General features: G+C 70.7%; 10 protein-coding genes. 1 reads left to right on the top strand and 9 read right to left on the bottom strand.

Annotation, left to right across the window (positions count from 1 at the left end):
* Positions 1-24: 24 nt before the first annotated feature.
* The 9 genes from N1F89_RS12475 to N1F89_RS12435 all read right to left on the bottom strand — a co-directional run bounded on the left by N1F89_RS12475 (position 25) and on the right by N1F89_RS12435 (position 12,188).
* Complete coding sequence (locus tag N1F89_RS12475; protein WP_290084424.1) at positions 25-1,602, bottom strand: ABC transporter substrate-binding protein; 1,578 nt, start codon at positions 1,600-1,602, stop codon at positions 25-27.
* A 39-nt stretch (positions 1,603-1,641) separates the two neighbouring features.
* Entirely contained in the window at positions 1,642-2,736 is a 1,095-nt protein-coding gene (locus N1F89_RS12470) for a DUF917 domain-containing protein (protein ID WP_290084423.1), read from the bottom strand.
* Complete coding sequence (locus tag N1F89_RS12465) at positions 2,733-3,857, bottom strand: DUF917 domain-containing protein (RefSeq protein ID WP_290084422.1); 1,125 nt, start codon at positions 3,855-3,857, stop codon at positions 2,733-2,735. Before N1F89_RS12465 ends, N1F89_RS12470 begins: the two co-directional genes overlap by 4 nt.
* Positions 3,841-5,409 (bottom strand): hydantoinase/oxoprolinase family protein, encoded by a 1,569-nt coding sequence (locus tag N1F89_RS12460; RefSeq protein WP_290084421.1) that lies wholly within the window; start codon positions 5,407-5,409, stop codon positions 3,841-3,843. The genes N1F89_RS12465 and N1F89_RS12460 overlap by 17 nt, the downstream gene beginning before the upstream one ends.
* A 33-nt stretch (positions 5,410-5,442) precedes the next feature.
* Positions 5,443-7,125, bottom strand: a complete 1,683-nt coding sequence (locus tag N1F89_RS12455; RefSeq protein ID WP_290084420.1) for an ABC transporter ATP-binding protein — start codon at positions 7,123-7,125, stop codon at positions 5,443-5,445.
* Positions 7,126-8,001, bottom strand: coding sequence for an ABC transporter permease (locus N1F89_RS12450; protein ID WP_290084419.1), 876 nt, complete (start codon positions 7,999-8,001; stop codon positions 7,126-7,128). It lies immediately after the preceding gene.
* Complete coding sequence (locus N1F89_RS12445) at positions 8,001-9,029, bottom strand: ABC transporter permease (protein ID WP_290084418.1); 1,029 nt, start codon at positions 9,027-9,029, stop codon at positions 8,001-8,003. Before N1F89_RS12445 ends, N1F89_RS12450 begins: the two co-directional genes overlap by 1 nt.
* A gap of 149 nt (positions 9,030-9,178) precedes the next feature.
* Positions 9,179-11,074, bottom strand: coding sequence for a LuxR family transcriptional regulator (locus N1F89_RS12440; protein ID WP_290084417.1), 1,896 nt, complete (start codon positions 11,072-11,074; stop codon positions 9,179-9,181).
* Between the two features lie 193 nt (positions 11,075-11,267).
* Positions 11,268-12,188 carry a hydrogen peroxide-inducible genes activator gene (locus N1F89_RS12435; RefSeq protein ID WP_290084416.1) on the bottom strand — a complete coding sequence of 307 codons (921 nt, stop codon included), beginning with the start codon at positions 12,186-12,188 and terminating at the stop codon, positions 11,268-11,270.
* Between the two features lie 161 nt (positions 12,189-12,349).
* Here N1F89_RS12435 and N1F89_RS12430 point away from each other — a divergent pair, with 161 nt between their 5' ends.
* Positions 12,350-12,547 (top strand): hypothetical protein, encoded by a 198-nt coding sequence (locus N1F89_RS12430; protein ID WP_290084415.1) that lies wholly within the window; start codon positions 12,350-12,352, stop codon positions 12,545-12,547.
* Positions 12,548-12,664 lie beyond the last annotated feature (117 nt).

Here is a 12,664-nt window from a genome sequence, read left to right as displayed (position 1 = left end):
TTCGCCCCCGCCGGGGTCCGGCTCTCAGCCCTCGCAGTCCCACCAGAAGCGGGAGAAGTCGGTGTCCCAGCTCTGCATCGGCACCCAGGCGTAGCCCTGCAGGCAGTTGTTGGCCGCGAAGCGCTTCTTCTGGGTGAGCAGGAAGACGTCCGACTGGCGCTCGTGCAGCTTGGCCTGGATCTCCTTGTAGATCGCGTTGCGCGCCTCGCGCTCGACGGTCTCGCGCGACTTGTCGATCAGCGCGTCGATCTCGGGATCCATCACCCATTCCATCGACGACCAGGTGCCGGCCGCCTTGGAGTGGTACTGCACGTAGAAGACGGAATCGGGCGAGGGGTAGGTCGGCCCGTAGAAGACCTGCGTGGAATCCGGCGTCGTCTCGACCGCTGAGGCGAGCTCGGTGATGCGGTTCCACGGCTCGGGCTGCAGCTCGACCTCGAAGCCGATCGTCTCCAGGGTCGACTTGAACAGGAGGCCGATCTCCTCCTCGAACGCCGTCTTGGCGACATAGGCGTGGCTGAGCTTGATCGGCTCCTGGCCGGCATATTTCGACTTGGCGACCTCTTCGCGGGCCTTTTCCAGGTTGAACTCCGGCTCCGGCAGGCTGTCGAGATGGGCGTCGGCGAAGACCGGCGCCAGCGGTCCCTTGAGCACGCCGCCGGGATAGATCACCTCGCGCACGGTGTCGTAGTCGATGGCGTAGGCGATGGCGCGGCGGATGTGCACGTCGTCGGTCGGCGGCACCTGGTTGTTGAGCTTGATGTAGAAGCCGGTCGCCGTGTCGGCGGCGATGATCTTGTAGTCGTCGAGCGCGTCGATCGCCTCGTAGGTCTCGTTCGACTGGTACTGCGACGACATGCCGAGCTCGCCCTTGGTGGCGAGCGCCTTGACGGTCGCCTCGTCGCGCGTGATGACGAAGCGCAGCTCGTCGATCGGCCGCTCGTTCGGCCAGCCCATGTGGTAGTCGGCGTAGCGCTCCATCACCATCTGCGCGCCGCGGTTCCAGGTGGCCAGCCGGTAGGGGCCGGCGCCGGCCGGGGTGTCGGCGAGATAGGTCTCGGCCCACTCGCCGTCGCCCTGCTCCTTCGCCAGATCGGAATTGACCACCAGGATGAGCGGCGTGTTGGAGATGAACGGCGCGTAGACGCGGTTGAGCGTGATCTCGACCGTGCGGTCGTCGAGCGCCTCGACGCCGTCGGGGTCGACCAGATCGGCGAACAGGTAGGACGGGCCCTCGTTGAGCGCCAGCAGGCGCTGCATGGTGTAGACCACGTCCTTGGCCTCGACCGGGCTGCCGTCCTGGAAGGTGGCGCCCTGCTTGAGCGTGAAGGTGTAGGTCTTGCTGTCGTCCGAGACCTCCCAGCTCTCGGCGAGCTGCGGCACCACGTTGCCGTCGGCGTCGACCGTGGTCAGCGCGTCGTACAGGTTCACGATCGCCATGTACTCGGTGTAGTCGTTGACCTTGGCCGGATCGACGGTGCCGAAGATCTGCACGGCGTTGACGACCAGCGAGATCCTGTCTTCCTGCGCGCGCGCCGTGCCGGCCAGCGCCGTCGTGCCGGCGAGCGCGGCGGCAAGCGCGATGGGGACGAACCGTTTCATGGGCATTCTCCTCTGGGTCGGTGTTGTCGTTGGTCTGCTTCAGACGGCCTCGCGCAGCCTCTCGATCGGCACGAAGCCCTGCTCGTAGCCGAAGTAGCCGGGCCCCACGAGGTCGAGGCCGGCCTGCGTGCGCCACTGCGGATCGCAGGGCAGGCCGATGACGGAGACGCCGAGGCCGTAGCGGAGCTGCTCGGTGGTGATCGGCAGCCCGCCGTCGGCGTCGAGCGCGCAGATCAGGTCGGGCGTCGTCGCCAGCGCCGCGCCGGTCTCGTCGCGCGCGATCAGGAACTCGTTCTGGAACTCGAGCGCGAAGCTGCGGCCGGCGTCGGCGTCGATGCCCTTCAGCGTCGCCTTGCCGCGCGCGAAGCCGCCCGTCGTGCGCCGCTCGATGTCGACGACGCGGCCGGTGAACAGGCGCCGCCCGTCGAGCCGGGCGATCAGCGCGTCGGCCGGGTTGCGGTGCGCCTTGCGCTCGGCCGCGATGGTCTCGCCGATCTCCTTGACGAGCGACAGCGTGTTGCGCAGCAGGCCCTTCTTCATCGCCGCCCCGTCCATCGGGTAGAGCGCGACGAGCGCGGCACCGCCCATCTGCACGGTCTGGGCGCGCGCCAGCCGCTCGGTCCACTGGTTGGAGATCGCGTTGATGACCGAGGAGTTGCCCTTCTCGTCGGCGATCACCATCGGCGTCGCGGCGATGCCGTGCATGGTGAAGGACACCATCTGCAGTTCGGGGAAGGCGCGGCCCATGCCGTCGCCGTCGAGCAGCGGCAGGCCGGTCGCCGAGGCGACGGCGAAGGGGATGGTCGAGTTGAGGCCGCCGGCCTCGATGCAGATCAGCGCGTCGGCCTTGCGGCCGAGGAAGGTCTCGAGCTGGGCCAGCGCCTCGCGCGCCTCGTCGCCGCGCGGCAGCTTCTCCACCATCACGGTCGGCGCGCCCATCATGCACACCGGCACGCACAGCGCGTCGTTGGCGACCTCCTCGGCATCGATCACGCGCACCGGGCCGTGCTCGGCGATGGCGGCCTGCGCCATCAGCTTGCCGATGTGCGGGTCGCCGCCGCCGCCGGTGCCCAGAAACGCGCCGCCGAGCGCGATCTGCTCCATCTCGTCGGCCGAAACGGTGTACTTGGTCATGAGACGGGCGCCTCCTCGTGCTGTGCGCCGGCCATCGGCCGGTAGACGATGTCGTGAAAGCCGAAGCCCTTGGGACCGACGACCTCGAGCGCTTCCGGCGTGGCGAGCAGCGGGTGGCAGGGCACCGCCAGCACCGCGACGCGCTGGCCGTAGCGCAGCATCTCTGTGGTGATCGCGTTGCCCGAATCGATGTCGAGGATGATGATCAGGTCGGGCACCACCACCTCGACGGTGCCGTCGCGCTTGAAGACCAGGTTCTCGTTCTGGATCAGCACCGAGCCGCGCGAGCCCTGATGCGCGTCGAAGCCCTCGATCAGCGCCTCGCCGGTGACGAAGCCGCCGCGCAGGTGGCGCTTCAGGTCGACGATCTTGCCGGTGTGCACGACGCGGCCGTTCTCCTTCTCGCAGACCGCGGCGATCGGGTCCTCGTGCCGGCGCCGCGCCTCGCGCACGGCGCGGCCGAGCGCGATCGCCTTGGTGTAGGAGTTGGGGATCGAGAAGCGCCGCACGAAGGCGCCGCTCATCGGCGCGCTGGCCAGCGTCGAGGCGCCGCCCTGGGCGACCACGCAGGCGCGCGCCATGCGCTCGTGCCACGTCTCCGAGATCGCGTGGTCGAAGATCACCACATTGCCGTGCGGGTCGCACATCACGCTCGGCGTCGAGCGGTGGCCGTAGATCGAGTAGGTGGTCATCTGCATCTCGGGGAAGGCGCGGCCCATGCCGTCGCCGTCGACCACCGGCAGGCCGGCCAGCGACGCGGTGATCAGCGGCTCCATGGCGTTCTGGCCGCCGATCTCCTCGCAGGCGATGGCGTCGGCCTTGAAGCCGAGCCGCTCCTCCAGCGCGCGCACGCAGCGCAGGCCCTCGCGACCCTCCTTGATGCGCTCGTGCGAGATCAGCGGCGCGCCGATGCCGCCGAGCGCGACGACCTTGGCGTCGTCCGGCAGGTCCTCGAGCGGCAGGATCCTGAGCTTGTTGCCCTCGCGCAGCGCCTGGCGGGCGCGCAGCTTGCCGATATAGGGGCTGCCGCCGCCGCCGGTGCCGAGGATCGCGGCGCCGATCTCCAGCGCCTCGATGTCCTCCTCGCCGAGCGTCCAGAGGCGATCAGGCCTGGTGAGCATCGACGCCCCCCATGTCGCCGACGACCTTGACGTGGATGCGCGTGGCGTTGCCCGGCAGGTAGGCGAGCGGCACGTCCTCGCGCTCGATCACCTCGATGGTCGCCGCGTCGGCGCCCGCGCCGATCGCCCGCTCGGTCGCCTCCGTCTCGGCCTCCTTGAGGCAGCTCTCGCGCGTCAGGCCGTTCTCCAGCGAGTAGATGCGGTCGACCTCGCCGCTGATCTGGGCGATCGCCGCGCCGACGGCGTTGGCCACGGCGAAATGGTCCGGCCGCAGCACCTCGAGCGTGCCGAGCCGGTCGGGCATCAGGATCGAGCCGCCGCCGACGGCGATCACCGGCACCGGCTCGGGCGAGATGCGGCTGCGCTCGACGGCCGTCTCCAGCATGCGGGTGATCGTCGCCCGCGCCTCGCGCGCCAGCCCGTCCTCGATGCCGGCGACGCGCGCCGGCTCGCCGATGCCGGCCTGGCCGAGCCGCACCGCGACGTCGGTCGCCGTCAGCGTCTCGCCGCCGAACACCAGCGCCTCGCTGGCGATGCGGTAGCCGACCGACTGCGGCCCGACCGTCACCGCGCCGTCCCGGTCGCGGCGCACCAGCGAGCCGCCGCCGAGGCCGATCGAGAACACGTCGGGCATGCGGAAGTTGGTGCGCACGCCGCCGATGTCGACGACGGTGGCCGCCTGGCGCGGGAAGCCGTGCTGCAGCGCGCCGACGTCGGTCGTCGTACCGCCGATGTCGACGACGATGCCGTTCCTGATGCCGGTCAGGAAGGCGGCGCCGCGCATCGAGTTGGTCGGGCCGGAGGCGAAGGTCAGCACCGGGAAGCGCTTGACCATCTCGGCGTCCATCAGCGTGCCGTCGTTCTGGGTGATGTAGAACGGGCAGTCGAGGCCGGTGGTGCGCAGCGCCTTGGCGAAGGCGTCGACCGTGCGCGCGCTCAGCGCCAGCAGGCTGGCGTTCATGATCGCCGCGCTCTCGCGCTCGAGCAGGCCGATGCGGCCGATGTCGCTCGACAGCACGACCGGCAGGTCGGGCAGCTTGCGCTGCAGCCGCGCGCGCGCAGTCTGCTCCATCTCCTGGTTGATCGGGCTGAACACGGAGCTGATCGCCGCCGCCTTCACCTTCTTGGCCGCCAGGTCGTCGGCGATGCGGTCGATCTCCGCCTCGTCGAGCGGCGCGATCGGCCGGCCGTCGAATTCGTAGCCGCCGCGCACCAGATAGGCGAGGTCGCCGGTCGCCTGGCGCAGCGCGTCGGGCCAGTCGACCATCGGCGGCAGGCAGGCCGTCGCCGGCAGGCCGAGGCGGATCGCCGCCACCTGGCTGATGTGCTTGCGCTCGATCACCGCGTTGGTGAAGTGCGTCGTGCCGATCATCACGTTGGCGATCCGGCCGCGCTCGACGCCGGCCTTGGCCAGCACCTGCTCGAGCGCCTCCAGGACGCCGGAGGTCACGTCCTCCGTCGTCGCCGCCTTCACTCCGGCCAGCACCTGGCGGCCGTGCATGACCACCGCGTCGGTGTTGGTGCCGCCGACATCCACTCCCAAGCGATACACGAAGCTCTCCTTCTGACTTCGGTCGGCCGGCCGTCAGGCCACGGCGTCGACCAGGAACCGCCGCCTCTCCTCGAGGCTGACGGACGGTTTCATGCGCTCCTCCTCCTCCGCCATGACCGGCACGGCGGCGATGAGGGCGCGGGTGTAGGGGTGCTCGGGCGCGGCGAAGACCGATTTCGGCTCGCCCTCCTCGACGATCTCGCCCTTCAGCATGATGGCGATGCGGCTGCAGAAATTGCGCATCAGCGACAGGTCGTGCGAGATGAACAGGTAGGTCAGGCCGAGCTCGTCGCGCAGCCGCTGCAGCAGCGCGATGACGTTCTTCTGCACCGACACGTCGAGCGCCGAGGTCGGCTCGTCGAGCACGATGATCTTCGGGTTGGCGGCCAGCGCCCGGGCGATCGCCACGCGCTGCTTCTGGCCGCCCGACAGCTCGTGCGGATATTTCGACACGTAGTGCGGCGCCAGGTCGACCTGGCGCAGCAGCCGCGTGATGCGCTCGCCGTGGCGCGCCCGCTCCAGGCCGGAGAAGGTGAGCGGCACCGACAGCGTCTGGCCGACCGTGCGCTTCGGATTGAGCGAGGTTCCCGGGTTCTGGTAGACGATCTGCGTCAGCCGGCGGAAGGCCTCGCTGCGCACGGTGCCGGCGAGCGCCGTGCCCGCGACGCTGATCGTGCCGGCGCTCGGTCCGATCAGGCCCATGATCATGCGGGCGACCGTCGTCTTGCCCGAGCCGGACTCGCCGGCCAGCCCGAAGATCTCGCCCTGGCGGATCGACAGGCTGACGTCGCGCACCGCGTCGTGCGCGCTGCCGCGGCCGATCAGGCGGCGCTCGCGGAACGTCTTCCACACGCCGGCAAGCTCGACGATCGGCGGCGTGGCGACCGGCGGCTGGTCGGTCACCTGCGGGCCGTAGAGCGGCGGGATCGCCTCGACGAGCTGGCGCGTGTAGTCCTGCCGCGGCGCGGTGAACAGCGTGCGCAGCGCGCCGTGCTCGACGATCTCGCCGTGCCGCATGACGTAGATGTCGTCGGCCATCTGGCGCACCACGCCGAGATTGTGCGTGATCATCAGCAGCGACAGCCCGTTCTCCGCCACCAGCCGGTTGATCAGCTTCATGATCTCGTCCTGGGTGGTGACGTCGAGCGCGGTGCCCGGCTCGTCGGCGATCAGCAGCCGCGGCTGGTGCAGCAGTGCGAGCGCGATCAGGACGCGCTGGCGCATGCCGCCGGAAAGCTGCGCGGGATAGGCGCGGCAGATGCGTTCGGGGTCGGAGAGCTGCACCTTGCGCAGCACGGCGTGGATCTGGCGCGTGCGCTCCTGTTCCTTCGAGGCGCGGCCGAGCCGGCGGTCGGCGAAGCGCATCACGTCGTCGAGGTGCCGGCCGATGCGGAACACCGGATTGAAGGAGGACAGCGGGTCCTGCATGATGATCGAGAAGGCGGTGCCCTTCATGGCGTCGCGCTCGGCCTCGGGCAGGGTGAGCACGTCACGCCCGGCAAAGCGCACCGCGCCGCTTTCCACCGCCGCGTTCGCCGGCAGCGTGCCGAGAATGGTCTTTGCCGTCACCGACTTGCCGGAGCCGGTCTCGCCGATCAGCGCCACGCGGCCGCCCTCGGGGATCGTCAGCGACACGTCCTTGAGCACGTGCGCGCGGTAGCCGTAGGTGTGGAAGGCGACGTTGAGGCCGGCGATGTCGAGCAGCGGCTGGACCATTCACGCCTCCACGTCGAACATGTCGCGCAGCCCGTCGCCGAGCAGGTTGAAGCCGAGCGTCGCGTAGAAGATGGCGAAGCCCGGCGCCAGCACGCCCCACCACATCTCCGGCAGGAACTGGCGGCCGTCGGCGACCATCGAGCCGAGATCGGGCGTCGGCGGCTTGACGCCGAGGCCGAGGAAGGAGAGCGTCGCGCCGAACAGGATGACGAAGGCGGCGTCGAGCGTCGTCTTGACCGAGATCACCGACACGCAGTTGGGCAGGATCTCGCGCGTCAGGACGTGCCAGTGGCTGGCGCCGGCCAGCCGTGCGGCCTCGATGTAGTCCTCCATGGCGATCGACTTCGAGACCCGGTAGACGAGCCGCGCGTGCCAGGTCCACCACAGCAGGGTGATCGCCAGCATGGCGTTGACCAGGTTGGGCTCGAGCACGTTGCCGATGGCCAGCGCCATGACCAGCGGCGGGATCGCCAGCATCACATTGGTGAAGCCGGTGATGATGCGCTCGACCAGGCCGCTGAAATAGCCCGCCAGCAGGCCGAGCGCGGCGCCCACCGGCACCGCCACGCCGAGCACGCCGATGACCAACAGCAGCGACACGCGGAAGCCGAAGACGACGCGGGTGAGGATGTCGCGGCCCACCTTGTCGGTGCCGAACCAGTGCTCGGCCGAGGGCGGCGCATGGCGGTTGCGGAAGTCGACGACGGCGCCGACATGGTCGGGATAGGGCGCGATCAGCGGCGCGAAGACCGCCGCCAGGACGACCGACACCACCATCAGCCCGCCGATCACGGCGGCCGGATTGCGCGTGAAGCGGTACCACGCCATGTAGCGGGTCGTCAGGGTCTGCGGCTCGGGCGCGGCGGCGAGGCTCATCAGCGCGCCTCCTTGAAGCGCAGCCGCGGGTCGATGACGAGCAGGGCGACGTCGATCACCAGGTTGGCGACGATGAAGAAGAAGCCGGAGACCAGCACCACCGCCATGACGGCGTTGAGGTCCTTCTGCAGGATCGCCTCCAGCCCGTAGGAGGCGAAGCCGCCCCACGAGAAGACCAGCTCGACCACGAAGGCGTTGCCGATCAGCGACGCGAACTCCAGCCCCATGATGGTCAGCGGCGCGATCGACGACAGCTTCAGCAGGTAGCGGAAGATGATGACCCGGTCGGGCACGCCGAACGACTTCAGCGTCAGCACGTGGTCGCGGCGCTGGTGCTCGATCATCGCCGAGCGGGTGATGCGGGTGACCTGGCCGATGCCGGCCATGGCCAGCGCCAGGGCGGGAAACAGGATGTGCTTGAGGGCGGACACGAAGACGTCGCCGCGGCCGTGCAGCAGCGAATCGACGAGCAGCAGCCCGGTCGGGCCGGGCGGCAGGTCGAGCGTGTGGCTGACGCGGCCGAGCAGCGGCCAGTCGGCGATGAAGTTGGCCGCGACGAGCTGCAGCAGGATGGCGAACAGGAAGCTCGGCATCGTCACGCCGACGATGGAGAAGAAGCGGCCGGTGTTGTCGATCCACGTGTTGCGGTAGCGCGCGGTGACGACGCCGAGCGGCACCGAGACCGCGATCATGATGAGAAGGGTGACGAGCACCAGCTCGAGCGTGGCCGGCAGCAGCGCCATGATCTCCGGCATCACCGGCTTGCCGGAGATCAGCGAGCGGCCGAAGTCGCCCTGCAGCGCGCCCGTCAGGTAGTCGGCGTACTGCACGATGACCGGCTGGTCGAGGCCCATCTCCTGGCGCATCGCCTCGACCTGCGCCTGGGTGGCGCTCGGCCCGAGCGCGATGCGCGCCGGATCGCCCGGCACGACGCGGGCGAGCACGAAGATCATCAGCGACAGGATGAACAGGACGCCGGCGAAGCCGATCATCCGCCTGACGAGGACGTCGAGATAGGTCGTGTTCATCGGCCCTGCGGTCCGCCTCCCGGCGGCGGTTCGTCCGCCGCGCGTTCTGCCGGGCAGTCTGGAATCCGCCGGAACCGCCGATCAAGGCGTCCGAAGTATAGGGTTTGTGCAAATAGGTATAGGTTTTGGTCGGCCGCGGCCGGCGCTGCCTACGCCACCCAGCCCAGCGCCCGGGCCGTTGCGATCGCCTCGGCGCGCCGCCGGCAGCCGATCTTGCGGTAAACGTTGGACAGGTGGAACTTCACCGTGACCTCCGACAGGCCGAGGCTGCGGGCGATGTACTTGTTGGTGCCGCCTTCCACCGCGAGCGTCAGCACCTTCATCTCCTGCCGCGTCAGGCCGGCGCGCCGGGCGCGCTCGGAGACCGGCGCGTCGGTCGCCTTGAGCCGGCGCACGATCGTCCGCGCCTCGCCCGAGGCGAGCGCGAACGGGCCGAGCCGCTTGTCGGCGAGCAGCCGTTCGAGCAGGCCCGACTCCTCGACCAGCGGCATCACCGTGCCGAGCCGGCCGCTCGCCTCCAGCGCCTTGACGAGCGCGCCGCGCGCGGCCGTCACGTCGCGCTGCAGCCGCGCCACATGCGCCGACCAGATCAGCGCCGTGATGCGCTGGCGCTCGGTCAGGTGGTCGTTGCGCAGCAGCTCTGCGAGCTGCTCGCGCAGCATCGGCCGGCTCGGCACCTCCCAGATCAGGTGGCGCAGCCACGCCATCGCCAGCGCGATCTCCTGCGGGTCGACCAGCCGCAGCAGGCTGTCGGCCGCGCTCTCCACCCAGGTGCGGTTGATGCGCGCCTGCACCGCGACCAGCAGGTCGGCCGCCTCCTGCCAGCGGTTGCCCGACTGCAGGATCGTCACCTCGCGCAGCGTGATGATCAGCCGGAAGCGGTTCGACCGCCACTCCTGGATGCGCCACTTGTCGAGGAACAGCCGCGCGGCGGGGATCGCCACGTGGCGGGCGAGCGCCTGGGCGCCGTAGTTGATGGCGAGCTCGGCGACCGTCGGCCACAATTCGCCGTAGGCGAACTTGTCGAACTCCTCGTTGAGGAAGCGCACCAGCGCCTCCACCTCGCCGCGCTCGTAGCGCAGCACAGCCTGCACCAGGCCGAGCAGGCGCGCGTCCGAGGCGGTGTCGAACGGCACCTGGCGCAGCGCCGCCGCCGCCGCCCGGCAGTGCACCTCCGCCTCCGGCAGCACGCCGCGCATCAGCGCGAGGATCGCCTGGTAGAGATCGATGTAGAAGCCGAGCAGGTGGGCGTCGGCCCGGCCGTAGTGGTGGCGCGCGCGCTGCGCCAGCGCGCCGGCGGCGTCGAACTCGCGCCGCCTGACGAACACCTCCAGCATCGCGTTGTAGAAGCTGCCGCGCTGCAGGTGGTCGTCGATCGGCACCTCGCCGAGCGCGTCGAAGAGCTGCGTGCGCATCGCGTCGGTGATGGCGGTGTCCTCGTACATCGCCATCAGGAAGCGGAACAGCCGCAGGTCGAGCGGAAAGCGGCCGGGGCGCGCCAGGATCAGGCCGAGATCGTTCGCCTCCGCGCCGTAGCGCTGCGCGATCAGGAAGCGCGCGCGGCTGACATTGCCGGATTTCAGCGCATGCATGGCGAGCGCGAAGACCAGCGCGCTCTCGCCCTCGCGCATCTCCTGCGGGAAGGCGCGCACCGCCTCCAGGCAGGCGTCGAGGCCGTGGAAATGCATGAAGAAGACGCCGCCGGCACGCCGGAACAGCGCCAGCGCGCCGGCCTCGTCGCCAGCCGAAAGCAGCGCGCGGATGGCCGTGAGCGTGGCGCCGCCGGCCGCCGCGTTGGACCGCGGCGGGGCTGCGTCGCGCAGCGCAGCGGCGAACGGGGCCGCGAGATCGGCCGTCGTGAAGCCGAAGGTCGGCCCCGCCGGGTCGAGCTTCAGGCAGTTGCCGAGGCGCCGCGACAGCCGCTCCAGCATCGCCGGCTCGAGCGCGTCGACGGCCAGGCCCTGCGGGGCGGCCGCCAGCCGGGACAGCGCGGCGCGCTCGTCCGCGTCGAGGCCGGACACGAGGTCGCGCGCCAGCGCCCGCACCGCCGGCGCACCGGCCGGGCGCGGCTTCCGGGGGGACTGTCGCGGCTGCCGTCCGGCGCGGCCGGCCGTGGAAAGCGGCAAGGGCATCTCGCTGTCGTGTGTCGGGTCGGGCCCAGTGTGCGCGCGCGGCCGGTCCGATGTCCACCGCCGGTGCGGTCGCGCCCGCACACGACGTGCGGCGGCCGGCGCGGGGTCAGCCGGTCACCGTCACCTCGGGCAGGTGCTGGCCGGCGAGCGCGCGGATGACGCCGGCCAGCGCGGCGAAGCGCTCGGCATGCACCGAGCGGCGGCGCCACAGCAGGCCGATCTGGCGCGACAGGCTGCGCCCCTCGAGCGCGATGACCGCCACCTCGCCGCGCGCGCCGATCTCCGAGCGCACGTAGAGCGCCGGCAGGAAGGCGAGGCCGAAGCCCATGCCGGCCATCTGCCGCAGCGTGTCGAGGCTGGTGCCCTCGTAGTCGCGCAGAAGCGTCGCGCCGAGCTCGTCGCAGAGCGCCCGCACCTGCTCGTGCAGGTGGTGGCCGGGCTCGATCGCCAGCACCTTCTGGCCGGCCAGGTCGCTGCGGTCGATGCGCTGGCGGCCGGCCAGCGGGTGGTTGCGCGCCGCCACCACGAGCAGCGGCTCGCGGAACAGCCGCTCGACCGCGAGATCGGCCTGCGTGACCGGCAGCGGCGAGACGACCAGATCGTAGTAGCCGCCCTGCAGGTCGCTCTGCAGCGCGTGCGGCTTGCCCTCGCGCACGTAGAACTTGAGCTCGGGATGGCGGGCCTGCAGCCGCGGCAGGATGTGCGGCAGCAGGTAGGGCCCCAGCGTCGGCGGCACGCCGAGCCTCAGCGTGCCCGACAGGCCGTGCTGCGAGGCGGCCGCCAGGTCGACGATGTCCTGCACCTCGGCCAGCACCCGGCGCGCCCGCTCGGCGATGTCGCGGCCGAGCGGCGTCAGCGCGACGCGGCTCGATGGCCGCTCGATCAGCGGCGCCTTGAGCCGGCGCTCGAGCTCCTGGAGCTGCGTGCTGAGCGTCGGCTGCGAGACGTGGACGCGCTCGGCCGCGCGCCGGAAGTGGCGCTCCTCGGCAAGCGCCACAAGATAGGACAACTGCCTGAGCGTCGGCATGAGCGACCCGGGTTTCGATAGCTGAATCCTATCGGATATGGGGAAGCCTTTCGATTGGATCAATTGCCTGCGGCTTCCTATCTGCCCGGTGAGGGGAAACGGCCTGATGGCGCCGTGCGCGCCGAGACAACGACAACACCCGCGAACGAGGAGATGCCGCGATGTTCTCGCCCGACCTCAGACCCGAGACCCGTGCCGCGCTGGAGCGCCTGCGCCACCGGCTCGACGCCGCGCAGACCGGTTCCTACACCGGGCGCATGAGCCCCTTCCTGGCCGCGCGCATGGCGGCGCTGCGCGCGGCCGTCGCCGCCGAGCTGAAGGAGCCGGACGCGGCGGAGGACCGGCGCCGCGCCGGCTAGCGCGTTTCCGGGCGACGTGGAAACCGGCTCGCCGTCGGCAAACGCGTCAAGACAACGAGGCGGAGCCGATCCGCGCATCCGTGAAAGGCAGATCGGCTCTCGGGCGGCCGTGGCGGG

The sequence above is a fragment of the Aquibium sp. A9E412 genome (assembly GCF_030398335.1).
In the GTDB taxonomy this organism is placed as follows: Bacteria; Pseudomonadota; Alphaproteobacteria; order Rhizobiales; family Rhizobiaceae; genus A9E412.
This window is presented reverse-complemented; position numbering and strand designations above follow the sequence as displayed.

Bases quoted from the DNA above. Each gene is read 5' to 3' on its own strand.
- N1F89_RS12455 (WP_290084420.1), bottom strand. From the start codon at position 7,125: ATGGTCCAGCCGCTGCTCGACATCGCCGGCCTCAACGTCGCCTTCCAC.
- N1F89_RS12475 (WP_290084424.1), bottom strand. From the start codon at position 1,602: ATGAAACGGTTCGTCCCCATCGCGCTTGCCGCCGCGCTCGCCGGCACG.
- N1F89_RS12450 (WP_290084419.1), bottom strand. From the start codon at position 8,001: ATGAGCCTCGCCGCCGCGCCCGAGCCGCAGACCCTGACGACCCGCTAC.
- N1F89_RS12470 (WP_290084423.1), bottom strand. From the start codon at position 2,736: ATGACCAAGTACACCGTTTCGGCCGACGAGATGGAGCAGATCGCGCTC.
- N1F89_RS12435 (WP_290084416.1), bottom strand. From the start codon at position 12,188: ATGCCGACGCTCAGGCAGTTGTCCTATCTTGTGGCGCTTGCCGAGGAG.
- N1F89_RS12430 (WP_290084415.1), top strand. From the start codon at position 12,350: ATGTTCTCGCCCGACCTCAGACCCGAGACCCGTGCCGCGCTGGAGCGC.
- N1F89_RS12445 (WP_290084418.1), bottom strand. From the start codon at position 9,029: ATGAACACGACCTATCTCGACGTCCTCGTCAGGCGGATGATCGGCTTC.
- N1F89_RS12465 (WP_290084422.1), bottom strand. From the start codon at position 3,857: ATGCTCACCAGGCCTGATCGCCTCTGGACGCTCGGCGAGGAGGACATC.